The sequence below is a fragment of the Burkholderia stagnalis genome, assembly GCF_902830275.1.
In the GTDB taxonomy this organism is placed as follows: domain Bacteria; phylum Pseudomonadota; class Gammaproteobacteria; order Burkholderiales; family Burkholderiaceae; genus Burkholderia; species Burkholderia stagnalis.
Genome location: NZ_CADESW010000005.1, coordinates 314,665 through 337,566 on the forward strand (window position 1 = coordinate 314,665; position 22,902 = coordinate 337,566).

Genomic DNA, 22,902 nt, shown 5'->3' on the forward strand with positions numbered 1-22,902 from the left:
CGACAAGCAACGATTCCTGCAATGCTTATCGTGCCGTGCCGTGCCGTGCCGTGCCGTGCCGTGCCCGCCGTGCCCGTTGGCCTGCTGCGCCTGCTGCGCCCGCTGCGCCCGCTGCGCTTGCTGCGCCCGCTGCGCCCGCTGCGCCTGCTGCGCCTGCTGCGCCCGCCACGCCCGCCACGCCCACCACGCCCACCACGCCCACCACGCCCACCGCGCCCACCGCGCCCACCGCGCCCACCGCACCCGCCGCGCGCGCGGTCAGAACTTCACGCGCAGCCCGCTGACGAGCGCGACCTGCCGGTTCGTCGACGACGCGCTGCCGATGTTCGAGATCGCCGCGATCCTGCGATAGCCGCCCGGCGTCGCCGTGCTCGCGTCGCCGGCGGCGAGCTGGTAGATGGCGGACAGATAGAGATCGGTGCGCTTCGACAGCGCATAGTCGAACCCGAGCGTGAACTGGTGCCAGCGCGGCTTCAGCGTCTGGCCGCCGGTGCCCGGCAAGCCGCTCGCGCGGCCGTCGGTGAACGTGTAGACGCCCAGCAGCGTCGCCGCCGGCGTGAGCTGGTAGCGCGCGTTCACGTCGTAGTTGTTGAACTTGCGCGACGAGCCGTCGACGTAGTCGAGCTGCGTGTGGCTCCACGCGAAGCCCAGCGTGGCGAGGCCGAGCGCGTAGTTCGCGCCCGCGACGGCGATCTGCTGCTTGCGCACCCCGCCGTTCAGCCCGTAGAAGAACGCGCCGCTGTAGTCGTTGCCGGTCGTCGTGGTCGCGCCGCCCACCGCGCCGCTCGTGTTCGACGTCGCATTCGGGCGATTGAGCCGCAGGTAGCCGCCGCCCACCGACAGCGGGCCGTTCACGTAGTTTGCCGACACGCCCCACGCGTTGTTGTTCGAGAAGCCCGTGCCCGCGCCGCCGTTGCCCTGGTTGCTGAACGCGTAGATCAGGTCGGCCGTGAAGCCGGCGATCGTGTCGCTGCGGAACTTCACCGCGTTGTTCAGCCGGAAGCTCTGGTTCAGGTTGTCGTTGTCGCCCACGTGGGTGGCCGGCGACCAAAAGCCCGAGCCCGAGTATTGCGCGACGAGATCGGCGAGCGGGTCGTACTGGCGGCCGAACGTCAGCGTGCCGATGCCCGTCTTGCCGAGGCCGACGTAGGCGGACCGGCCGAACAGGCGGCCGCCCTGGCCGAGCCCGCCGTCGCTCGGCCGGAACCCGCTTTCGAGCGTGAAGACGGCTTTCACGCCGTTGCCGAGATCCTCGCTGCCTTTCAGGCCCCAGCGGCTGCCGCTCAGCTTGCCGCTGGTCTGCTGGATGTTGCTGGCGCCGCCCTGGTTGTTCGTATAGGCGATGCCGGCATCGACGATGCCGTACAGCGTGACCGAACTCTGCGCGTGCGCGGCGACCGATCCGATCGAAACCAAACCCAGGACTACCGATTTTTTGATCATCACTATCCTCGTTTTTATGGGTACGTCTGCGAGGATCACGATGCTATTGATTCCGGCCGGGCCGATGAACGGTCGATCCGTGGTTTGCAATTCGCTGCGCGATCGATTTGCAATGCGCGGCGATGCATGCTCGACGCGCGCGCCGTCATCGCGGCCGGGCTGCCTGCTTTGGCGAACGCATTGATAGGGACGGCGAACGTCGATCGACGAAACGGCGCGATGGCCGTCATATCGATCGATGGAATCGTTCGATATCCGCAGCGTGCGTCGTTCGGTGAGCGATGCATTTATGCAACGGCACGCTGTGCGGCGCGCGGCCGATGCGGTATGCGCGCCCGAATGCCGTCGACGAAGGCACGCCCGGAAACGGCACCGGGCGCCATCGAGGCGCCCGGTGCCGGATCAAAAACCCGCGCCGATCAGGTCTGGATCGTATTCATCACGTTGACCGGCGTGATGAGGTCGAACAGCACCGTTTCGGGAATCGCGGTGGCGCCGGGATGCGCGTTCAGGTAGTTCGCCGTATCCCTGGCCTGCCGCGCGCCGATCGCCTCGCCGATCTTCACAACATCCCGGTAGTACTCGAACACGACATCCCGCAGCTTCGGGTTGACGAAGCCGTAGGTGTCCTGCAGGAAGTCGATCGAGGGCTCCAGCACGCCGCGGCCCGTCACCGTTTCAGGGTAGGGGCCCTGGCCCGTCACCGACGCGTTGATCTGCACGTCCATGAAGTTCATGTTGCCGAGCGTCGGATAGGTGGCCGTTTGCGACGGCAGGCAGGCGAGCACGTCGGCCGGCTTCCATTGCGACGACGGCTTGCCTGCCGGCAGCGGATACATCAGCGTCGACGCGTTGGGCACGAACGCCGCCTGGTTGTACGCGCCGTCGTTCACCACCGTGTGCTGCACCGAGAACTGCCAGATGAACATCGCGAGCACGTCGCGCAGCGCCGCGACCGTCCTGACCTCGGCCGGGAAGCGATGCGCGAACGTTGCATTGTCGACGTGGTTGAACGCCGGAATCAGCTTGTCGAAGAAGCGCTGAAGCTGGATATCGTCCGCGATCGCCTGGTCGCCGCCCGGATACTGCACCGCGATGAACTTGCCGACGAACCGGAAGATGGCGTCATACCAGAGGCTGGCGTCGTGGACGTACGCGTAGGAGAACGGCGTCTGCTCGACGCCGCGGCGCTTCGCATCGGCCGGAATCGCCTGCGCCAGGAAGCGGAAGCGATCGTTGTCGTAGTACATCTTGTCCTGCAGCTGATAGTTGCCGATCCGCCCGCACGAGAAGATCAGGTCGTAGACGAAGCCGATGTTGTACACGCCGGGCGTGCCGTTGGCGTTGCGGGTCGCCGGGAAGGATTCGGCATGCGGGTGGTAGTCCCGGTTGTAGATGGTCTGCTGGAATTCCACGGTCTTCACCACGTGCGGCCGCAGCAGCTTGAACACGGGGTGCTGCTGGAACGGCTCCGTGGAATGGGGCAGGGTGTTCGGGTTGAAGACTTCCTCCGAGAACAGCGCGATCGAGACCATCGCGCAGATCTGGTGCGTCAGCAGCTGGTGGAAGCCCACGTCGTGCAGCGTCTGGCCCGCGCAGTTGGTCTGCATCTTGGCCAGCAGCCACGCATTCTCGGCATTGGCCATGTCCGGCGTGAACAGCTCGCCGCCCGGTTCGAGCTGGATGCCGACCGGCATCAGCTCGTGATGGTGGTTCACGGTGAAGAACACGAGCGGCTTGGCGAGGTAGTAGCCGACCGGCGTCACCGTGCAGGCCTCCAGATAGCGCCGGTAGTTGGCCACGTACTGCACCGCGCCCGGCCGGCCGAGACGCGCCGCGTCGACGATGCCGGCGTCCGAGACCAGCCGGTCGAAGTCGGCCGTCGACATCTTCTCGAGCAAGGTCGGCATGAAGCCCGCGAGCTGCTGCCGCGCGAACTCGTCGTCGCTCTTCAGCCAGAATTTCGGCGCGGGGATCGTCTGGAAGTTGTTGCCGTAGTAGATGTCCTCCAGCATCTTCACCGCGTTTTCCATGTCCACCTGCCTGGGCGGCAGCTTGGCGCGCCACGCGACGTTGTCGTCCCACGCCGCGTTCAGCATCGCCAGCACCTGCTTGTCGCGGTTGGTGGCCTTCATCGATTGCGGCACCGTGTCGTAGTCGGCCACGAACGCGGGCACCTGGCCATTGAATACGTACTGCCGGTCGCCGTAGATGCTGTCGCCGCCGCCCGGCGGCTTCGATGCCGCATCGCGGTCCGCGAGGTTGTAGTCATAGGCATACGACATCTGGCTGGCCGTTGCCGGGTCGCCTTCGATGTCCGGCGCCAGGAACTTGCCCCAGGTGTTCTGCATCGTCTCGATCTTGTCGACCTCTCCGGCATGCTCGAGGATGTTCAGCACCGCGTTGTAGGCCGAATCCAGCGCGCCGACGATCCAGCCGTGATGCACCGAGCAGCACTCGCCGGCAAAGTTCAGGCAGCCGTCGAACTCGGGCGTCAGCAGCGTCGGGTACAGCTTCTTGAACTGCCCCGGCTTGAACAGCGCGAACGCGCCGCCGCCCGCATGCTCGTCCCAGAACCAGGTCTTGGTCGTCACGCCGTCCTCGTAGCCCGCGAAGCATTCGTAGACGTCGACCTCGGGATACAGGTACTGAATGCCCTTCAGGCATTCCGCGATGCGTTCGCGGTCGTCGAGCGCGCCCAGCTTGCGCGCGTCCAGCGCCCAGCAATACACCTGCAGCACGCCCTTGTCCGCCGCATAGCCGTACGACGGATAGATGATCTGCCGGTTGGGGCGGTCGGTCGCCGCCGCGCCGTAGCCGCCGGTCTGCTCCTGGCGCTCGCCCGTTTCGGTCCAGAACTGGCGCTTGAAGGTCAGGAAGGCCTTGAACGACGCCATGTAGTTGCATTCGCGGATGGCCTGCGCCTTGTCGAAGGAAATCCCTTCCAGCAGGTTCAGGTGCTTCCGGCCGTTCAGGTAGGCGCCCGTGGGCAGCGTGGTGACGACGTACGGATAGGTCCGCTCATGCTCGCGGCCGTCGTGCGTGCGGCGCACCGTGACCCGCATGCCGCCCTGGCCGTCGTTCAGGCTCGGGTCGTGGCGCAGCGCCGTCACTTCGTGCAGAAGGTGCACGCGCTGCTTGTAGGCGGCCCGCTGCGTTTCGCCGCGCGACGCGGCATCCGGATAGGCGGCAGTGGCGTGCGGCGGCCTGGCGTCCGGCGTGAGGTTGGGCGGATCGTAGCTGTACGGGCCGCCCGGTTGCGGCAGCATGCCGACCTGGATCTGCGCGGTGACGCCATCCTGCTCCGTGACGGCGTCCTGCAGATCGAGCACCGTCCGGCACGCGTCGGGGAAGCGCTGCATCCCCTGGTCCACGGTCAGCATGTAGATCGCGTCGTCGTCCGGCCGGTACGGGTCCTTGCTGCCGCCCCAGTCGTAGACGGCGATCACCATCTCCACGAACGACACCGAGTACATCCCGCTGCCCACGTTGGTGGTCTCGAGGAAATTGGCCACGGACCACGGCAGCAGGTCGCTCTTCGCGCCCATCGCCGGATCGTAGTATTCGCCGAGATCGCCGAGGCGGAACTGCGTCGTCAGGTAGTCCCACATCGAATACTGGTCGTACTGCATCAGCAGGTCGAAGCCCTCGGCGAACGACCGGTTGATGGCCGTCAGGAACGGCGCGTTCACCTTGTCCAGCACCATGTTGATCGGCAGGTACGACTGGCCGTTGCCGGCGGGCTTCGGCGTGACCCACACCAGCGGCACGTCGCCGCCGTTCGCCACGCCGAAGTTGAAGCTCTCCAGCGACGCCTGCGCGAGCGTCGTGAACGTCGCCATGTTGTTGTAGCGCAGCCGCTGCTGCGGCGAATCGTAATAGAACTTGCGCCAGTACACGGCCTGGTCGTCCAGGCCGTTGCGGGCCAGCACCGCGTTCACCGCCAGCGCGAGCTGCTGCACCGGCAGCATGTCCGCGGAAAACTGCGGCAGGCGCATCCCGCCCACTTCGCCGTACAGGCCGGCGCGCTGCACGTCGTTCGGATCGTAGTCGCTCGAGTACCACGTATGTATGCGTCCGCCCACGCGGCCCGACGATTCGAACAGCTCGAACTCGATGCCGAGCGACTGCAGGATCAGCCCCGCGAACATGCCCGCGAAACCGCCGCCGACGATCCCGACCTGCGGGGCGTCGGCCTTCGCGGACAGCTTGTACGCGGTGGCGCCGCGCGTCGCGCGGACTTCGGCGGCCTTCGCGCGCTGCAGGTCGATCCTGGCGCGGTAGGTGGCCCCGTGGTTGGCCAGGATCCAGTTCGAGAACGCGGCGCCGAGCGGGCGCCGCTGGCGGGCGTGGCGCACCGGCGTGACGGTCGTGGCATTGAAATGAAGGAAGCTCATGACGATCCTCTTGATGGGTGGTGTGACAGCGGGGACGGCTACGTCAATGGGCGGGGTGCATCAGGCGCTGAATCGACATCGGACAAGGCTGTCCATTTGAAAGGTCTCCTTGAAGGGCTGTTCGACCCGGTGGCGGGCGAGCCTTTTTTAAATAAATATTGAATTTAAAACCGATAAAACGCGACAGCCGGCTATGCGATCGTCGGCCGAAGCCGCACAACCCTGCTTTTGAAATATTGTCTTTTTTGCCGCTCGGAAGCCCGGCGCGATTGACGCCGTCGTCCACTCGTCATATTTGCCGATTCGAGGATGTCGAATCCGTGTTTCGGTGGATTTCCAATCTGATATTAGTGGTCGGGTATTTAATATTCCACCTGTTATTTTTGCCAGTCATTTTGGAACGGCGCTGCCTATACTTGTCGATTACCGTGCGGCACATTCGAATTCGATCGATATCGAGGCGCAATGACGGAAGCTCTCCTTTACGGCGATTTCGCGCGCTACTACGACCTGGTGCATGCGGGCTTCGATTACGCCGGCCATGCCGACGCCTTGCGTGCGCTGCTGCGCGCGCAAGGCGTGCGTGACGGCGCGAACGTGCTCGAAGCGGCCTGCGGCACGGCCAATTACCTGGTTGCGCTGCGCCGGCATTACGCGGTGAGCGGGTTCGACCGCAGCGACGCGATGCTGCGCGTCGCGCGCGACAAGCTTCCCGGCGCGCCGCTGCGGCTGGCCGATCTCCGGGACTTCGACTGGCCGGAGCGCGTCGACGCGATCCTCTGCCTCTGTTCGGCCATTGCCTATCTGCGTTCGTGCGACGAGCTCGCCCAAGCCATCGCGGCGTTCGCGCGCGCGTTGCGGCCGCACGGGGTGCTCGTGCTGCGCCCCTGGCTGACGCCGGCCCAGGCACGCGAAGGCGCACTCTGGATGGACGTGCACGACGGCAGCGCGCTCAAGCTCTGCCGGCAGGCCGTGCTCAAGCGCGACAACCGCGACGCGATACTCGATTTCCACTGGCTGGTCGCAGCGGCCGCAGCCGGTGTCAGCCATCACGTCGATCGTCACGTGCTGCATCTTTTCGAGGATCGCGAGATCGAGACGGCGCTTTCGGCGGGCGGCTTTTCCTGCCGGCGCGTCGACGTCGCCGGCTTTGGCCAGCCGCTGTGGCTGGCCCGCCGGGCCGAGCGGCCATGAGCGCGGAGCTTTATCCCGACCGGGCGCCGGGTGCGCCGCTCCGGATCTGCGTGTGCGGCGGCGGCAGCCTCGCGCATGCGCTGGTCGCGGTGCTGGGGGCGCGCGCGTCGAACGAGGTGCGATTGCTCACGCGCCAGCCGGCGCGCTGGTCGCGGCGCATCCGGTTGATCTATCTCGACAAGGCCGAGCTGCACGGCACCGTGCACGCGGTGTCGGACGACCCGCGCGAGGTGGTCGCGGGCGCCGACCTCGTGATCCTGGCGATCCCGCACGCCGCGCGTGAAGCCGTGCTGCGCCGGATCGCGCCGTATCTGGGCCCGCACGCCTGGCTCGCGGGCTTTCCGGGCTATGGCGGGCTGCCGTGGGCCGTGCGCGCTGCGCTCGGCCCCGAGCAGCGCTTTCTCGGCCTGCAGCGCGTGCCGTATGTCCGGAAAGTCGTCTCGTACGGCGAGGTCGTGTGGGTGTCGGGCATCCGTCCCGCGCTGTTCGTCGCGACCGTGCCGGGCCGCTACGCACCGTCCGCCGCGCGATGGCTGCAAGCGCTGCTCAACATCCCGACGACGCCGCTCGCGCATTACCTTGCGGTCTGCCTGAGCAACTCCAATCCGATCTTCCATCCCGCGCGCCTTTACGCGCTCTGGCGCGACGCCTCTCCGCAAGGCGTGTGGGCGACGCGCCCGCAGTTTTACGAAGACTGGGACGACCCGGCATCGGCGCGCTATCTCGCGTGCGAGGGCGATCTTCAATCGATCGGCCACGCGTGTCCGGCCGATCTGTCGGGCCGACGGAGCTTGCTCGAACACTACGGCGCGCGCGATGCGCAGGAGATGACGCGGATCATCCGGCGCATCGCGGCACTGCGCGACCGGCCCGTGCCGATGCGGGCCGTCGACGACGGCTGGACGCCCGACCTGCACAGCTACTACTTCGCCGAGGACGTGCCGTACGGCATCGTCGTGCAACGCGCACTCGCCGACATCGCGGGCGCCGCGACGCCGGCGCTGGACGAGGTCATTCGCTGGGCGCAGCGCTGGATGGGCAAAACGTGGCTCGACGACCACCACGCGCTGGGCCCGGACACGCTCGGCTTGCCGGTGCCGCAGCGTTTCGGCGTGGCGAGCGCGGCGGATCTCGTCGACGCGCTCAGGTGACGCGGCCGCCTACTCGCGCCACAACACGGGAAAGACGCGGGGGTCCGCAAAATCCGGCGCGCCGCCCGGTGTCGGCCTGCACAGCAATTCGTTCGAATGCATTGCCCGGCGGCCGTTCGGCTGAATCCACGGCTGATGGCGATTCGCTTCGTCCTGCAGATGGACGGCGAGCGCGATCCGCGGGGCCGTGCCGAGATTCGGCACGCTCCGGTGCAGCACCCGGCTGTGGTGAAACACGACCTGGCCGCGCGTAACGGGCAACACGCGCACGACCGGCTCGACCGCATCCGGCACCATCGTGCGCGGCACCTGGCCGTCGAAGTCGGGCGTCAGAAAACGCCGCTCCAGCGAGATGGTCGGCCAATGGTGGCTGCCCTCGACGACGGCGAGCGTTCCGTCGTTCACGCTGCAATCCGCGAGCGGAATCCATGCGGTGAGCAATTCCGTCGAACTCGAGTTGCCCCAGTAGGCCACGTCCGTATGCCAGCCGGTTTCGGTCGAGGCGGCCGGGAGCCCGCCGGGCTTCACGATCAGGCGGTCATGGAACAGGCGGATCTCGCGCGTGCGCGCGAGTCGCCCCGCGATCGCGGCGATGGCCGGATAGGCGACCAGGTCGCGCACCGCACGCATCTGCAGCGACAGGTAGCCGTTGATCCGGATGACTTGCGCGGCCCCCTCGACCCAGTCGCGCTGCGTCGCCTGCGCGGGAATCGACGCGTCGCGCTCGCCGCGCCGGTAGCGCGCGATATCCTCGGCGGCCGCGTCGAGCAAGCCGGCCGGAACGATCGCGTCGCTCACGTGCCAGCCCCGTTGCGCGTAGGCCGCGCAGTCGGCCTCGGTCGGCAGGCAAGCGGCCTGGTCGGGCGGGAGTGCTGCTGCGGCCGGAAAGGTCAGCATGGCGAGCCATCCAGGATTGCGGCGCCGGCGCCGGCATGGTGCGAGAAGGATTCGACGGATGCCGCGTCGCGTAGCCCCAGGGATTGCGCGTCGTGCCACGGCGAAGGGGGCATCGCGCGATCGTCGCGTGGCTTTCCGGTCAGCGTTTCGGCCCATTCGAGCATCGAACAAAGCGCCGGCGTTTCCACGCCGGCGAGTCGGCCGATTTCCCGATGGATCGCCAGCCCGTGCGCGAAGTCTTCCTGAAAGAAGCGCGCATCCGTATCGGGCGAACCGTCGGCGCGGGACGGCACGGTGATGTCGCGCAACGGCGTCATCGCGCGGATGAGCGCCGTCAGCGCGTCCGGCGAATCCACGCCGAAATGGGCGCGCGCACCGACTTCGTCGGGCACGTTCAGCGCGCGTCGAATCCGCGCCAGCTCGTCGTCGACGCGCAGCAGGTGCGTGCTGGCCGCGTCGTCCCAGTCGCCGTAAAAACGCACGGCGGGCGGGACGGGCTTGCCGCTTCCGTAGAGCGCGAAGAGGCGCGGCGGATGCAGCGTGGGGTTGTCGAACCCGAGCGTGACGGACAGGTAGCCGTTCAGCGGGTGAAGCTCGAGCCCGAATGCGTCGGATAGACGCGGCGCGAGCGCGGCCAATTCGCGCGCCGGATGGCCCGCGATGCCGACGCGGCCGCGGACGGCGGTGACGCGAACCACCTGGCCGCGCACGACGGTGCGTGCGACCCACGGGGTGCGTTGCAGGCCGAAATGCCGCACGCCGTTGCCGAGTATCCGCGAAACGCGCCAGTCGAAACCGGCTGCGCAGCCGATGCACCCGACCCAGGCATGCGGCGCGAGAAACGGCCGGATGCGTTCGAGCAGCGCGGCGTGAGCGAACGCGGGCACCGCGAGCAACACCCAGTCGCGCGAGCCGATTGCGCGGGCCGGGTCGTCCGTCGCATCGACGGGGCCGGCCAGGCGAAGGCGATCGCCGAAATGAATCGTGGCGATGCCCGACCAGTTCGCCGGCGCGCGCGTGAGCACCGAAACCTCGAAACCCGGCCGGGCCGCGAGCACCGCCGCCGCGGTGAGCGCGATGCTGCCCCCGCCGCAGACGGCGACCTTCATGACGTCGCGGCGGCGGGCGACGGGGCCGTGAGCGCGTGCAGCTCGACGAAGGTGGCGCGAAGCAGGCTGGCGATCTCGCGCAGCAACGCGATGACGACGGGCGCGCCGCCGCGCTCGGCGGTCAGCCGATAGGCGATTTCCACCATCTCCGCATAGTGGTCGTCCTGTTCGTCGATGCGCAGGTGCGCGTTCGCGCCGCGCACGTGCCGCTCGCCGAACACCGCGGCGGCCCGTTCGATCGCCGCGCGGGAGAAGCGCGCCGAATTCCACTCGACGAAAATCGAATAGCTGACGGCGGCCACCGAGCCGACGCGGTGGATTTGCGCCTCGAGATGGTCGAGCAGCGCGCGCGTCGATTTCAACGGCGGCCGCTCGTCGATGATGGACTTGCGGTAGCCGTGCGTGGCGAGATCGGCCAGGAACATCCGATCGTGCTTCATTTCCTCGACGATGTAGTCGCCCCAGCGGCACGCGGTGTCGTAATCCTCGTCGAGCATTTTCTGCAACGCGAGCGCATCGGTGCGCGCCGTCAGGCGGATGCGATGCACGGTCTCGATCCGGTGCGCGATGTAGTAATCGGTGTCGAACGGCAGCGTGGCGTCCGCCAGTTGCCCGGCGCGCGGCACTTCGGCGCGATATCGTTGCGCCTCCTCGAGCAGCACTGCCTCGATCGCTTCGCGAAATGCCGCCGGCGACGGCGTCGCGGCCGGCGGATCCGCTTCGTACGCGTTGCGCGTGACGGTCATTTGACGAGATCGAAGCCGATCGGCAGACGGTCGACGGTCAGCCGGTCCGCCGCCGCATGGATCTCGGCCGTGCGATGCGCGCGCTGCAACAGCAGATCGACGAATTTGACGTCGTCGTCGGTCAATTTATTCGCGCCGAGACGCTCGCGAATATCACGAATATCCTGAGCGGCAATGATGACGTAAGCCATGCTGATCTCCTTGTAAAAATTATGAAGAAAGTCATGCCCTAATCTTTCTAGGTAATGGGGTGGGCGAAGTCAAGGAGCGACATCCGGTGTGATTTCGGGCGTCATGCGATTAAGCGAACGCGTCATTCGTGCGATCGCAGGCCGGGCGAGTTTCATGAGAGATGACGCCAATGGAAATTTCATAGCAAATGCAATGCGAATTTCAATGCGCACTTGTATGAATAAAAACCGGCGGCGCCTGTCCTAGACTTCGAAGTCCGTCCGCAAGGGATTTCACCTATAAGGCGTTCTCCGCGCATCGGGGCCGTTCATGCGCGACAGACGGAAATTCCGTCGATAAAGAGAAAGCAAGCGGACTCGGCTTGAATACAAGTTATTAAGGAGACCATTAAATGGCCAACTATATTCGCAACGACGCCTGGAATGCGGGCGGCGATTTCAGCAATCAGGATCTCCTCTGGTACGCGCGGGGCGTCGGCAAGATGATGGCGCGATCGCTGGACGATCCGGCGAGCTGGTGGTTCTTCGCAGCCATTCACGGCGAATACCTCACGGCCGCGACGACCAAGAAGATTCCGCCGCACACCTTTCCGAGGTGGAGCGAGATCCAGGCCCCGCCGAGCGTGCCGACCACGCCGCTCCCGAACCACGCGACGCAGGAGCGGTACTGGAATCAATGCCAGCATGGCACCTGGTACTTCCTGCCGTGGCACCGCGGGTATCTGATGGCGCTCGAGGCGCAGTTGCGCGCCGACATCGTGAGTCTCGGCGGCCCGGCAACCTGGGCGCTGCCTTACTGGAACTACTTCGGCGGCGCGCAGGGCGCCGACGCCCAGATGCCGCCGGCTTTCGCCCAGCCGACCCTGCCCGACGGCGTCACGGCCAATCCGTTGTATGTGGCGATGCGGTATGGCCCGAATGGAGACGGCGACATCTACATTCCGACGGACACGCGGGAGACGAACGATCAGGATCCCGACCCGTCCGATGGCGACGTGACGCAAGCGTGCATGACCAACGACCTCTTCACCGGGTCGGATCAGGCCACTCCGCTGCCGGGATTCGGTGGCCCCGGTCACCCGTGGTTTTCCCATAAAGGCAGCCCGCACGGCAACATGGAGCACAACCCGCACGATCTGGTTCACGTGTACACGGGCGGCGAGATCAGCAACACCGATTACGGCTTGATGGCGGACCCCGGCACGGCGGGGCTGGACCCGATCTTCTACCTGCATCACTGCAACATCGACCGCATGTGGGCGTCGTGGAATGCGGCGGGCAACCTGAACCCCGAGGACGCGGACTGGCTCAAGGGCCCCGCGAAGGTGTTCGTGATGCCGATGCCGGGCGGCGAAAGCTGGCAGTACGCCCCCAAGGACGTGACCAGCCTTGCCACGTTGAACTACACGTACGAGGATCTTGCCGTGGCCAGCCATCCCGCGGCAGCGCCGCTGCTGCTGCGGCTGCAGAGGCTGGGCGTCGCCGGCCTCCCGGCCGCGGCCGCGCACCGTGCGCCCAGCCCGCGGGCGACGCAGGCGCCTGCCGAGCTGCTGGGCGCCAGCACCGGCGCCGTCGACATCTCGGGGGCCGGCAGCGGGCCCGTCAGCGTGCGGCTGGACGCCGATGTCCAGAAGCGCGTGGTCACGAGTCTCGTGCAAGCGTCGCTCGCGGCGCCGCCCGATCATGTGTACCTCAAGCTGGAGAACGTGCGCGGCGGGCTGGACGCGACCGTGCTGGGCGTTTATGTGAACCTGCCGGCCGGTGCCCGCACGCCGGCGATCCTGCGCGCGCACCAGGCGGGTGTCATCGCGCTGTTCGGCCTGCGGCGCGCCAGCACGGCGGATGGCGCGCATGGCGGGGACGGCTTGACCTACGTGCTGGACATCACGCACTTGCTGGACCAGCTGTATCGTGAAGACCAGCTGCCGAGCGCAAACATCACCGTCACCCTGCTGGCACGTCGCGCGCTGCCCGAGGAGGAAAAGATCGAGGTCGGCCGGGTGAGCGTCTATCGGCAGCCCGATTGAGCGAGCCGCTTCATGATCCTCAATCGGCGTGAGCTTGCCCGCGTGCAGTTCGGTGTGCTGGGCGCCAGCGCGGCTGCGTGGATCGCGATTGCCGCGTCGTCGTTCGGGTTCGGGCAAGGGGGGCTGCTGGACGCGCTGTGCAGTTCGACGCAACAAGCCACGTGGCTGACCGCGGGATGGGTCCTGTCGGCCAGCCGCGGTTGGCTGTTGATGATCGTGGCGATGATGGGCCCGATGACGCTGCCCGCCATCGTGCACATCCGTGCCAGCACCTTCGCCAGCCGGCGCGCGCGTGCCGTTGCGCTGTTCCTGCTCGGCTTCCTGGCCGTCTGGGTGATACCGGGCCTGGCGATGACGGCGCTGGAACGGGCCGTGAGGGACGCGCTGCCGAATGCGTATGGCCCGGCCGCGCTGGCCGCGCTCGTCGCTTGCGTCTGGCAGGTGTCGCCGTTCAAGCAGCGGTGCGTCAATCGCTGTCACGCGCACCGTCCGCTGTCGCCTTTCGGGCTGAAGGCCGATGCCGATGCCCTGCGGCTCGGGCTACGGCACGGGATGTGGTGCGTCGGCACGTGCTGGGCGCTGATGCTGGTGACGGTCCTGCTGCCGGGATGGCAACTGGCGGCGATGGTCGTCGTTTCCGCACTGGCGTTTTGCGAACGGCTGGAGCCGCCGGGGATTCCCGCCTGGCGGTTCCGATGGCCTCGCACGGCCGGCCTCTGGCTGCGCCGCGAAATCGTGCATGCCAGGTTGCGCGTGCTGCGTGGAAGGGGGCAACATCCTGAGCACCCTGCTCGGGAACATGGACTGGTATGACCGACTCGACCAACGCGACAGGCCCGGGTCGCTCGCTGCGCGTGATTGCAGCGAGCGACGCGCCTATCCTCGTGCAACGCGACGGCGTGGCGGTCCCGCTGCGCATCGACCGCGCGGCCGTCGTCGCGCTGGCGTCCGAACAGGCTGCCCATGCCGGCGACGGATCGCTGTTCCGTTTCTACCTGATGCTGGAGCGCGTCCGCGGCACGCACGATGCGACCGTGCTGCAGGCATTTCTGCGGACCCAAGGCGCGACCCAGGCCGGCCATTCCCAGGATACCTATCTGGCCAGCGTCGGTCTGTTCGGGCTCCGGCGGGCAAGCGCGGACGATGCGAGCGAGGGGCTGCTCTACTACCTCGACGTCACGTCGCACGCCGCGTTGCTACAAGGCGCGATCGCGCTGGCGGAGGCGCCTCTCCGCGTGTCGATACGGCCTCGGCAGGCGCTGCCAGGCGGCGTCGCGATCGACATCGGTCGGATCTGCATCTGCGTCGAACACGTCGACGCGTGAAAGCGGTGCTTTGAACACGCGGCGCGCCGGCACGGCATACGGGGAGAGCGTGCAATGGGAACAACCGACAATCGCTCGCGTTCCGGCGGCGACGGCAATATTCGAAACGCGTCGAGGCAAGCGTGCCTGGCCGGGGCGATCGGCCTGGTAGCCGCGCTGAGCGCGCCTTGCGCAATGTCCGCATCCGGCGGCGACGTGCATGGCGCGATGGTTCACAGCATGCAGGGCATGGAAAGCGAGCACATGATGAGCGCGCTGCCCGGCAGCAAGTCGTCGTTCGCGCTGTCGGCCATCGCGGCCGACGATCCCGAGCCTCCGACGGATTTCCAGCTCGGCTCGCTGACGAAAGAAATCAAGACGGCAAACCCGGAGACGCAAGCATTCTTCGATCAGGGCCTGCGCTTCTACTGTGCGTTCAACTTTCGCGAGTCGTACCGCGCGTACAAGGCCGCGCTCAAGCGAGACCCCGACTGCGTGATGTGCCGATGGGGAATCGCGATGTCGCTGGGCGTGAACATCAATCAGCTCGACCAGCCCGAACAGGATCGCCGGATCGCGCAACAGATGCTCAGGGACGCACTGCGCATCCGCGATGCGGACCCGAAGGAGCGCGCGCTCGTCGAGGCGCTGTTGCCGCGCTACGAAGCGCATCGGCAGGTTCCCGACGAGAGCGAGCGCCAGAACCGGCGCAACAAGGACTATGCCGGCGCGATGACCGCGCTGGCCCGCCGCTACCCCGATGACCCCGATATCCAGACCCTGTATGCGGATGCCGTGATGAACCTCAGGCCCTGGGAATACTGGGACCGTCAGGGGAACCCGGCCTACCATGACATTCCGCCGGCAGTCGATGCCGTCGAAGGCGGGCTGAAGGCGCACGCCGAGCACATGGGGCTCGTGCATTGGTACATTCATATTCGCGAGGGATCGACGGAGCCGAACGTCGTGACGCCTTTTGCGGACAAGCTGCCCGACCTCGCGCCCGGCGCGGGCCATCTGGTTCATATGCCGTCGCACATTTATTACCGCACCGGCGATCACCTGAAATCGTTCGAAGCGAATCGGAAAGCCACGCTGAGCGACGAAACCTATTTCAAGAAGGTCGACGCCGGGCCGGGGGGCGGCATCGCGCATCCGGACGGCGACCGCTATCGCTGGGGCTACTACCGGCACAACATCCATTTCGCGTTGGCCTCGGCGATCTTGACGGGCAACGTCGAGGACATGAACTGGGCCGCCGATCGGCTCCGCCATTCAGAAGGCGAGGGCGTGACGTTCCGGACCGACCGCTATCGCGGCGTCTATTACCAGTCGCTGCCGTATTTCATGTCGCCGGGCGAGATCATCCAGCAGCCACCGCCTGACGGGACGGCAAAGGACTGGCGCTATGCACGCATTTCGTGGGACTACGCGCAAGTGCTAGCCCACGTCCGCAAACGCGATGCAGGCGGCGCACGACGTGCGTATGTGCAACTCGACAAGGACGTGATCGCGTTCAGGAACGAGCGGCGCGACGAAGTGATGGGGCACCAGGCCGCGCAGATCATGCAATCGGTCGCGCATGCAAGGATCGACCAGATGAACGGCGACGCGCAAAGCGGCGTACGCGTTCTCGAACGCTCGGCCGGGCAGCAGGACGCGATGAACTATGACGAGCCGCCTTACTGGATGGTTCCGGTCAGGCAAACCCTCGCCGCACTTCTGATCGATCTCGGCCGATACGACAACGCGATCAAGGTGCTCCACGCGTCGCTCGGCAACGACGACCCGAATCGCGACCTGTATACGAGTTTCAAAGGCAACGGTTGGGCGTATTTCGGCTTGACGCAGGCTTACGAAAGAAAAGGGATCGAGAATTTGACGCCCGGACAACGACAGGACTACGACGGCGCACGGAAACGGCTCGCCGAATACTGTCCGCCCGCCGGTCGTGCATGCGCGCTGTCGCTCGATCGGATGTAGGCTCCGCAGCACCGCATGAGCCGAGCGGGAAGCTGCAGGGCAGGTGCGCGCCAAGCATTTCGAGATTGTTTTCTTTCTGGTGATCCATTTTGAAATGGTAACCAGAAGTGATCGTGTGGATTGCATTGCGAGGCGCTCGAAAGTTTTATACAGCAATTACATATTTCGCAATCCTGCAAAATGAAAATGTTAATTCCTGGATTTGCTTAGAATTCCTGCTATAAAGAATTTCAGTTGTCAGGCGGAGGTGGGTGGAATCAAAGCGTTCAACTACAGGCGAAGGGGATTCAAATGGCTAACGACGACGTGAAGAAGCTGTCAGTGAGATCGGCCGAGGCGGCCGAACTTGCCGCCCAGTGCGCGGCGCAATTGGCGAAGTGCGCAGCGGCCTATCATGCCGCGGTCGCGCGCGCGGCTTCCGCGAAATGTGCGGCCGCCGCCGCCAAGTGCGCGGCGAACGCAGCCCACTGCGCTGCACATGCCGCCCACTGCGCGGCAAACGTGACCAAGTGCGCGGCAGGCTGACATGCATCACATGGGCACCGGCTCCATGGCCAACAAACGGAGGTGTTCGCGATGAACGTCCCAAGGCTTGGAGTCGGGCTCCAGTTCAACCCGGCGCTGATTGGCTGGTTTCCTTTTTTCGATCAATCCCTGGATGCCCTCGAAATCCTGTTTGACGGCGTGATGGCGCCGCTCGACGGGCCGGGGTTGATGTTGCCGGGGATGGTGGACACGATGCGCGAGGTGTCCGCGCGCTTTCCGCTCGTCGGTCACTCCAATTACGGCGGCGATTTCGGGTTCGACGCGCTGTCGAGCACGCCGGCGGTGCGGCGCCACGTGCCGCTCGCCCGGAAATTCAACGTCCCGTGGGTTTCGAACCATTGCTTCTACAGCGATGCGTCGTGGTGCGACGTGTGGAGCAGCCCGTTGCAGTTCTCGCGCGCCGAGGTCGTTCGGATTGCCAACCGGGCGCGCGCGCTGCAAGACCTGTACGGCGTCCCGCTCGCGCACGAGAACGCGGCCTATTACCGGGCGTGCCCCGGCAGCGACATGGAGGAGGGGGCGTTCCTCGCCCGCGTCGTCGAGTTGTCAGGCACCTATTTGCACCTCGACCTGCACAACCTCTATGCGAACGCGCAGAACCACGGCGCCAGCGGCTATTCGACCGCGCGTTTCCTCGACACGATCCCGATGGACCGCGTCATCTGCATCCACATGGCCGGCGGCCGCTGGTTCGACAACCAGTACCACGACCTGCACGACACCCAGGTGGTCGAGCCGGTGTGGGACTTGCTCGACGACGTGCTGTCGCGCGCGCGCCCCGGCGCGGTGATCCTCGAATACGAAGCCGAGGCGCTGCGCAGCCGCGAAGAGACGCTCGACGTCGCGCGCTCCATCGACGTCGTTCTTGCCGACCTGGAGCGCGCACGCGCCGCGTGGGACCGCGCCTATGGCCCCGCCAGCCGCCGAACCACACAACAGGAGGCAGCGTGAAAGTTGGCCACGATATCGACGTTGCGCCGGCGAACTGGACCTTCACCGGCAACGTCGCCGACACGTTCGTCGACCACGTTCGCCGGTCGGTGCCTTACTACGATGCGGGGCACGACCTGGTGTGCCAGCTCAGCGACTTCTTCTGCCACGGCGACAGCACCTGCTACGAAATCGGCGTGTCCACCGGCCAGTTGCTGCGGAAGCTGGCGGAGCATCATGCGTCGAAGCCGGGCATCACGTGGGTCGGCATCGATCCGGTCGAGTCGATGATCGCCAAGGCGCGGCAGCATTGCATCGAGGTGCCCAACATCGAACTCGAAGTCGGCGACGCGCGCTTGTATGGCTTCGAGAAGTCGGATCTGATCGTCTCCTTCTACTGCATTCAGTTCATCCCGCCGAAAGACCGGCAGGACGTATTCAACCGCATCTACGAGCACCTGAACTGGGGCGGCGCCTTCATCCTGTTCGAGAAGGTTCGCGCGCCGGATGCGCGCTTCCAGGACATGGTCGTGTCGCTCTACAACGACTACAAGCGGCGCGAAGGGTTCACGGCCGATGAGATCCTGAACAAGACGGCGAGCCTCAAGAGCGTGCTGGAGCCGTTTTCCACGGAAGGCAACCTCGGGCTGCTCAAGCGCGCGGGGTTCGTCGATATCACGACCGTCATGAAGTATCTGTGTTTCGAGGGGTTCCTGGCCATCAAGTAGGCCGCTGCGAGCAAGCGATCTCCGTCGCCGCGCGCGACCGGACTCTTCGAACACGGGAGGGGTGATGGATGCCAGGCTGGTATGGGATACGTGGCGGCGGATTCTCAGCGACGATGAACTTGTCGAGATGGTCACGCGGGCGGGGCACGCCGACGCAGCCGCGCTCGCGAGCCTCGGCGCCGCCGAGCGCGCCGTGGTGGCCGACTATGCCCGCACCCCGCAGGCGACGCAGACCAATATCGGCATGTATCGCCGCAGCCTGGTGCGCATCGTCCGCGTCGCGCTCGGCCGCGTGCCGCTGAGTCAGCATCTGCTGTTCATGAGCGGGCTCGACGTCGATGCGGTGGCCGCGGAGTTCGCCCGCGTCAACGGCTATGCCGACGACGGCCCGAACTTCTGGCGGCTTGCCGGCGCCTTCGTCGCCTATCTCGCGACGCGTCCCGAATTCGCGGCGCCGGCGCACCAGGACGCGCTGGCGGTCGATCAGGCGCTGGTCGAGCTCGCCCGCCGTCTCGGCGAGGTCACGGTCGATGCGTGGCCCAACGCGGTTGCGGCCGGAATCGGCGGCGCTGCCGGTTCGGATCGCGCATTCGTGCGCTTCGCCGCGTCGCGCGCCGCCGTCGTGGCCCGGTCGCGCCACGACCTCACGCCGTGGATCGAAAACCCGTACGGCTTCGATCCCGCCGCCGCGCTGGACGCGTCGCCGCGGCATTGGCTCGTCTATTTCCCTGACGCCGACAGCGCGCCCGCCTATGCGGAGTTGTCCGAGCGATCGGCCCGCGTCTTCGAGCTGCTGGCAACGCCGCATTCGGCTGCGGACGTGGCGCGGGCGCTTGGCAGCCTGTCCGAAGCGGAAGCGCTCGAGGTGATCGACCGGCTCGCCGCACTCGGTGTCGTCGTCAGCGAGAAAGGCGGCGGGCGCGCCGTGGCGAACCCGTTTCAGAACGATGCGCTGGGCAGCGATGCGTTCGTCATGCTCGATCCGGCGGTCGAGATGCTGGACGTCGAAATCGCCGAACACCGGTTTCTGTGCCACGGTTACTTCGAAGTCGGGATGGCCGTGCCGCCCGGCGAGGGGCTGTCCGACTTCGTCGCCGAGCTTGCGGGCAAGCCCGTCAACGTGGGCGCGCTGCGCAAACGCTTCGACGATCAGCACCTGATCGACACGATGCTCGCCGCGCTGCGGCAGCATGGCTTTCTGCACGTGACGTCGGCGCGCGTGCCGTCGGCGGACGAACTGGCGCAATTGCGCCTTTTGGCCGCGGAGAGCCGCCGAACGAGGCTGTGCCACACCATCGACGTGCATCTCGACACTGCATCGGCCGACGCCATTCGGGCCCGTGTCGAGGCGGAATCGACCGCACCGCAACTGCATCTGCGCTGCGCGCGAATCGGCGATCACGCATCGACCCTCGCCGAGCTTGCGCGCTTGCGCCAGGCGGGCCTTTTACGCCTGCATCACACGGTGGTGCAGGCCGTCGATCCGGGTTGCGATGCCGACGTCGTCCAGTCGCTGCGCCGCCTCGATGCCGGCGTGATCGTCGACGATGTGCCGTGGCCGGCAGCGCGGCCCATCGCCGGCCTCGACGCGTTGACGCGGGCAGGCGTGCCCGTGCATGCGCGGATGGCGCCCGACCGCTCGTTCCTCGATGCCGCGACGCGCGCGCGCGCCGTGGCCTGGGCCGAAGGGGCAGGGCTCTGCGGCTTGTGCGTCGAGCTCGATGCCGACGCGCTCTGGCCCGCGGGAAAGGCGAGCGAGACCGATTTCGTCGGCGTCTTCGAAGCCGTGCATGCGCTGGACGAGACCTTCGGCGACGTCAGCATCGCCAACCTGACGAGTGACGAGGTCGTGCTCGGTAACGCTTCGTTGCCGCGTCCCGAGGGGCTGTCGGACATTGCCGCGCGCTTCCGCCTTGCCTATCTGCGCTGGCGTCTGCCGCTGCTGAAGTCCTTCGAAGGCGACAACACGTTCAGCCAGACGCCGGAGGCCGAGGAAAAGCTCGTTCGCCTTCGCGAAGACCTGCTGCCCAATCATCCCGAGCTGCTCGATCTGGGGCCGGGCAGCGTCGTCGTCGACGTGTGCGGCGGAAACGGCCGGGTGGCGCGCCGTCTGTCGCCCCTGGTCGGTCCCGACGGCCTCGTCGTCTCGATCGAGATGCTGCGCTGCGTGACCGATCGTGCGCGCCGCTTTGCGTGCGAGCAAGGCTACGTGAACGTGCAGTTTCGCTCCGGGCTGGCGCAGCGCATTTCGTTGCGCGACGGCTCGGCCGATGCGGCCGTCAACGAATGGACCGGCGCGATCTGGCAACTGGGGCTCGGCCCGGCGATGGTGGCCGAGATGACGCGCGTCGTCCGCGTCGGCGGTCGAATCGCCGTCACGCACCGCCTCGTGCGGCTCCCGCTTCATCGGCTCGGGCAGCCGTGGGTTCAGTTCGACGACATCTACGCGTTGATGCGCGCGGCCTTCGATCGCCCGGACCTGACGATCGTCGTCGAGCGCGTGTGGGGACAAACCGTGTCGACGCTGGCCGGCGAACGCGCAAGCGCGTGGCGCAAGCACTATGTGCCGCGACTCGTGAATCCGTTCGACGTGACCTACACCGAGGACAGGGATCCGGGGCCGCACGCCGACGTGTGCCTCACGATCATCGCGGAGCGCATTCGATGAGGACCGATGCACCGGCCCAACGCGTGGGGATGCGCTCGCAGGCCGCCGCCTTCGACGACGCGCGCGCCGCGCTGGCGCGGCTCGGCATCCCCGACATGCTGCCGGCGCTGCACGCCGCGGGGTTGAGCATCCGGCGCAGTGTGCTGGGCGGCACCCATTCGGTGGCCGTCTATCCGCCGATCGACTCGTTGATGCCGGTCGAATCGAGCACGGTGCTGAATGCGATTTGCTTCGGCGGCGATACCAGTCTTTACGTGCATATCCCGTTTTGCGAGACGCGCTGCACCTTCTGCCATTACACGGTGCAGCACTATGCGGGCAAGGGCAGGGCATCGCAGACCGGCGAGAACGACGTGGCGCGCTATCTCGACGCGCTCCGGCGTGAACTGGCGCTCTGGAGTGCCAGGCTCGCGCGATCGGGCACGGCGCTGTCGTCGATCTACATTGGCGGCGGCACGCCGCTGGTGCTCGACGAGGAGGCGCTGCGCGACCTCATTCGCGTGATCGGCGACAACTACGACATCTTGCCCGGCGCCGAGGTATGCATCGAGGGCAGCCCGCTCACCATCACGGCCCCCGGCGGCGCGGACAAGCTGCGTTTCCTGAAGGCGCAGGGTTTCACGCGCCTGAGCTTCGGCGTGCAGTCGTTCGACGACGCCGTGCTGAAATACGCGGGGCGCGGCTACAAGCGCGACGTGCCGATTCGCGCCGCGCAGATCGCGAGCGAGATCTTCGACAACTGGAATCTCGATCTCATCCAGGGGCTCTACAAGGGTTCGCCGGCGGAGGCCTGGCAGAACCTCCAGACGATCGCGGAACTGCGGCCGGCGCATCTGACCTGGTATCACGGCCGCTTCGCCGACCGGCCGCAGGGCGACTGGTATCGGTCGGAAGACCGGCATGGCGAATTCGAGGACGAGCACGAGACGCTGTTCGGGCGCATGCTGATCTGGCAGGGCATGGAGGCGCTCGGCTATCACTCGTGCGACGGCAACCGCTTCGTGCGCGCGCAGCACTATACCGATCCGTTCAAGAAGGTCCGCACGTCGGTGTCGCGCGATCTGCTCGGCGTCGGGGCGGCATCGTATTCGCACGTCGGTGCGGGCCCGGCGGGGTACGGCTGCCGAGGCTACGAGTTCCGCAACGACACGCAGATTCGCGCGTATGCCGACCGCGCGCTGGCCGGCGAGATTCCGATCGCCACCGGCCGCGCGATCGACGACGAGGAGTTGCTGGCGATGTCCTACGCCACCGGGTTGCGCAGCGGCCGCGTCGAGGATGCCGTGCTGCACGCGATCGCCGCCGGCAAACCGCAGCTCTGCGCGCATTATCGGGAGCTGGCCGGCAGGCTGGTCGGGCTCGGCGTGCTCGAGCCTTATGCGGACAGCGAAGGCAATGCGGGATTGCGGCTGACCCGGCTCGGCCGGCTGTTCGAGGACGAGACGCTTGCGCTGTTCTTCAGCCCCGCCGTCAAGCGTACCCTGACGGCTCGCCCCAGGCCGATGGCTGCGCCCGTGCGGATCGTGGCGAAGCCCGCCGCGGCGTTGCCGACGGCGCGTGCCTGATCGGCAGGCGGCACCGAAGGTGC

At 66.7% G+C, this 22,902-nt stretch carries 19 protein-coding genes; 12 read left to right on the plus strand and 7 right to left on the minus strand.

Annotated features, from left to right (window positions below; translation table 11 throughout):
• Positions 1 to 258: 258 nt before the first annotated feature.
• The gene (locus HWY45_RS12415) at positions 259 to 1,443 is read right to left on the minus strand and encodes a porin (RefSeq protein WP_059557708.1); all 1,185 of its coding nucleotides are present in this window, start codon (positions 1,441 to 1,443) and stop codon (positions 259 to 261) included.
• Between HWY45_RS12415 and HWY45_RS12420 the strand changes: the two genes are divergently transcribed.
• Positions 1,387 to 1,959 carry a hypothetical protein gene (locus HWY45_RS12420; protein ID WP_170304041.1) on the plus strand — a complete coding sequence of 191 codons (573 nt, stop codon included), beginning with the start codon at positions 1,387 to 1,389 and terminating at the stop codon, positions 1,957 to 1,959. The genes HWY45_RS12415 and HWY45_RS12420 overlap by 57 nt on opposite strands.
• Here the strand turns inward: HWY45_RS12420 and HWY45_RS12425 are convergent.
• On the minus strand, positions 1,863 to 5,840 hold the full coding sequence (locus tag HWY45_RS12425; protein WP_063895635.1) for an FAD-dependent oxidoreductase: 3,978 nt from the start codon (positions 5,838 to 5,840) through the stop codon (positions 1,863 to 1,865). The two genes, HWY45_RS12420 and HWY45_RS12425, sit on opposite strands and share 97 nt — an antisense overlap.
• 43 nt (positions 5,841 to 5,883) lie before the next feature.
• Complete coding sequence (locus HWY45_RS12430; protein WP_150998936.1) at positions 5,884 to 6,126, minus strand: hypothetical protein; 243 nt, start codon at positions 6,124 to 6,126, stop codon at positions 5,884 to 5,886.
• A 179-nt stretch (positions 6,127 to 6,305) separates the two neighbouring features.
• On the opposite strand from HWY45_RS12430, the gene HWY45_RS12435 reads away from it, so the two are divergent.
• Entirely contained in the window at positions 6,306 to 7,034 is a 729-nt protein-coding gene (locus HWY45_RS12435) for a class I SAM-dependent DNA methyltransferase (RefSeq protein WP_059881556.1), read from the plus strand.
• The gene (locus HWY45_RS12440; protein WP_059881558.1) at positions 7,031 to 8,185 is read left to right on the plus strand and encodes an NAD/NADP-dependent octopine/nopaline dehydrogenase family protein; all 1,155 of its coding nucleotides are present in this window, start codon (positions 7,031 to 7,033) and stop codon (positions 8,183 to 8,185) included. The genes HWY45_RS12435 and HWY45_RS12440 overlap by 4 nt, the downstream gene beginning before the upstream one ends.
• 9 nt (positions 8,186 to 8,194) lie before the next feature.
• Here the strand turns inward: HWY45_RS12440 and HWY45_RS12445 are convergent, their stop codons facing one another.
• Genes HWY45_RS12445 through HWY45_RS12460 form a run of 4 tightly spaced genes read right to left on the minus strand, consistent with a single transcriptional unit; the run spans position 8,195 to position 11,128 of the window.
• Positions 8,195 to 9,082, minus strand: a complete 888-nt coding sequence (locus HWY45_RS12445; RefSeq protein WP_059881561.1) for a phytanoyl-CoA dioxygenase family protein — start codon at positions 9,080 to 9,082, stop codon at positions 8,195 to 8,197.
• Positions 9,076 to 10,191 (minus strand): NAD/NADP octopine/nopaline dehydrogenase family protein, encoded by a 1,116-nt coding sequence (locus HWY45_RS12450; protein ID WP_059881563.1) that lies wholly within the window; start codon positions 10,189 to 10,191, stop codon positions 9,076 to 9,078. Before HWY45_RS12450 ends, HWY45_RS12445 begins: the two co-directional genes overlap by 7 nt.
• The gene (locus tag HWY45_RS12455; protein WP_230946942.1) at positions 10,188 to 10,937 is read right to left on the minus strand and encodes a hypothetical protein; all 750 of its coding nucleotides are present in this window, start codon (positions 10,935 to 10,937) and stop codon (positions 10,188 to 10,190) included. Before HWY45_RS12455 ends, HWY45_RS12450 begins: the two co-directional genes overlap by 4 nt.
• The gene (locus HWY45_RS12460; RefSeq protein WP_038740699.1) at positions 10,934 to 11,128 is read right to left on the minus strand and encodes a hypothetical protein; all 195 of its coding nucleotides are present in this window, start codon (positions 11,126 to 11,128) and stop codon (positions 10,934 to 10,936) included. Before HWY45_RS12460 ends, HWY45_RS12455 begins: the two co-directional genes overlap by 4 nt.
• A gap of 392 nt (positions 11,129 to 11,520) precedes the next feature.
• Between HWY45_RS12460 and HWY45_RS12465 the strand changes: the two genes are divergently transcribed.
• From HWY45_RS12465 to HWY45_RS12505, 9 genes are all read left to right on the plus strand, one after another.
• Complete coding sequence (locus tag HWY45_RS12465; protein WP_059881565.1) at positions 11,521 to 13,155, plus strand: tyrosinase family protein; 1,635 nt, start codon at positions 11,521 to 11,523, stop codon at positions 13,153 to 13,155.
• A gap of 12 nt (positions 13,156 to 13,167) precedes the next feature.
• Positions 13,168 to 13,968: a DUF2182 domain-containing protein gene (locus HWY45_RS12470; protein ID WP_059881567.1), complete on the plus strand. Its 801-nt coding sequence runs from the start codon at positions 13,168 to 13,170 to the stop codon at positions 13,966 to 13,968.
• A complete protein-coding gene (locus HWY45_RS12475; RefSeq protein WP_059810132.1) occupies positions 13,965 to 14,480 on the plus strand; it encodes a DUF7868 domain-containing protein in 516 nt (171 codons plus the stop codon). Before HWY45_RS12470 ends, HWY45_RS12475 begins: the two co-directional genes overlap by 4 nt.
• 174 nt (positions 14,481 to 14,654) lie before the next feature.
• A complete protein-coding gene (locus HWY45_RS12480; RefSeq protein WP_230946943.1) occupies positions 14,655 to 16,442 on the plus strand; it encodes a tetratricopeptide repeat protein in 1,788 nt (595 codons plus the stop codon).
• Positions 16,443 to 16,733: 291 nt separating this feature from the next.
• On the plus strand, positions 16,734 to 16,967 hold the full coding sequence (locus tag HWY45_RS12485; RefSeq protein WP_059881569.1) for a hypothetical protein: 234 nt from the start codon (positions 16,734 to 16,736) through the stop codon (positions 16,965 to 16,967).
• A 51-nt stretch (positions 16,968 to 17,018) separates the two neighbouring features.
• Positions 17,019 to 17,939, plus strand: coding sequence for an MbnB/TglH/ChrH family RiPP precursor modification enzyme (locus tag HWY45_RS12490; protein ID WP_059881633.1), 921 nt, complete (start codon positions 17,019 to 17,021; stop codon positions 17,937 to 17,939).
• On the plus strand, positions 17,936 to 18,646 hold the full coding sequence (locus HWY45_RS12495; RefSeq protein WP_059881572.1) for a methyltransferase domain-containing protein: 711 nt from the start codon (positions 17,936 to 17,938) through the stop codon (positions 18,644 to 18,646). Before HWY45_RS12490 ends, HWY45_RS12495 begins: the two co-directional genes overlap by 4 nt.
• Positions 18,647 to 18,710: 64 nt before the next feature.
• Positions 18,711 to 21,314 carry a methyltransferase domain-containing protein gene (locus tag HWY45_RS12500; protein ID WP_059881573.1) on the plus strand — a complete coding sequence of 868 codons (2,604 nt, stop codon included), beginning with the start codon at positions 18,711 to 18,713 and terminating at the stop codon, positions 21,312 to 21,314.
• Positions 21,311 to 22,879, plus strand: coding sequence for a coproporphyrinogen-III oxidase family protein (locus HWY45_RS12505; RefSeq protein ID WP_150998939.1), 1,569 nt, complete (start codon positions 21,311 to 21,313; stop codon positions 22,877 to 22,879). The genes HWY45_RS12500 and HWY45_RS12505 overlap by 4 nt, the downstream gene beginning before the upstream one ends.
• The last annotated feature ends 23 nt before the right edge of the window (positions 22,880 to 22,902 follow it).

Excerpts from the sequence above, each read along its gene's own strand:
- HWY45_RS12415 (WP_059557708.1), bottom strand. The coding sequence starts at position 1,443 with ATGATCAAAAAATCGGTAGTCCTGGGTTTGGTTTCGATCGGATCGGTC.
- HWY45_RS12425 (WP_063895635.1), bottom strand. The coding sequence starts at position 5,840 with ATGAGCTTCCTTCATTTCAATGCCACGACCGTCACGCCGGTGCGCCAC.
- HWY45_RS12435 (WP_059881556.1), top strand. The coding sequence starts at position 6,306 with ATGACGGAAGCTCTCCTTTACGGCGATTTCGCGCGCTACTACGACCTG.
- HWY45_RS12440 (WP_059881558.1), top strand. The coding sequence starts at position 7,031 with ATGAGCGCGGAGCTTTATCCCGACCGGGCGCCGGGTGCGCCGCTCCGG.
- HWY45_RS12445 (WP_059881561.1), bottom strand. The coding sequence starts at position 9,082 with ATGCTGACCTTTCCGGCCGCAGCAGCACTCCCGCCCGACCAGGCCGCT.
- HWY45_RS12450 (WP_059881563.1), bottom strand. The coding sequence starts at position 10,191 with ATGAAGGTCGCCGTCTGCGGCGGGGGCAGCATCGCGCTCACCGCGGCG.
- HWY45_RS12455 (WP_230946942.1), bottom strand. The coding sequence starts at position 10,937 with ATGACCGTCACGCGCAACGCGTACGAAGCGGATCCGCCGGCCGCGACG.
- HWY45_RS12460 (WP_038740699.1), bottom strand. The coding sequence starts at position 11,128 with ATGGCTTACGTCATCATTGCCGCTCAGGATATTCGTGATATTCGCGAG.
- HWY45_RS12465 (WP_059881565.1), top strand. The coding sequence starts at position 11,521 with ATGGCCAACTATATTCGCAACGACGCCTGGAATGCGGGCGGCGATTTC.
- HWY45_RS12470 (WP_059881567.1), top strand. The coding sequence starts at position 13,168 with ATGATCCTCAATCGGCGTGAGCTTGCCCGCGTGCAGTTCGGTGTGCTG.
- HWY45_RS12475 (WP_059810132.1), top strand. The coding sequence starts at position 13,965 with ATGACCGACTCGACCAACGCGACAGGCCCGGGTCGCTCGCTGCGCGTG.
- HWY45_RS12480 (WP_230946943.1), top strand. The coding sequence starts at position 14,655 with ATGTCCGCATCCGGCGGCGACGTGCATGGCGCGATGGTTCACAGCATG.
- HWY45_RS12485 (WP_059881569.1), top strand. The coding sequence starts at position 16,734 with ATGGCTAACGACGACGTGAAGAAGCTGTCAGTGAGATCGGCCGAGGCG.
- HWY45_RS12490 (WP_059881633.1), top strand. The coding sequence starts at position 17,019 with ATGAACGTCCCAAGGCTTGGAGTCGGGCTCCAGTTCAACCCGGCGCTG.
- HWY45_RS12500 (WP_059881573.1), top strand. The coding sequence starts at position 18,711 with ATGGATGCCAGGCTGGTATGGGATACGTGGCGGCGGATTCTCAGCGAC.
- HWY45_RS12505 (WP_150998939.1), top strand. The coding sequence starts at position 21,311 with ATGAGGACCGATGCACCGGCCCAACGCGTGGGGATGCGCTCGCAGGCC.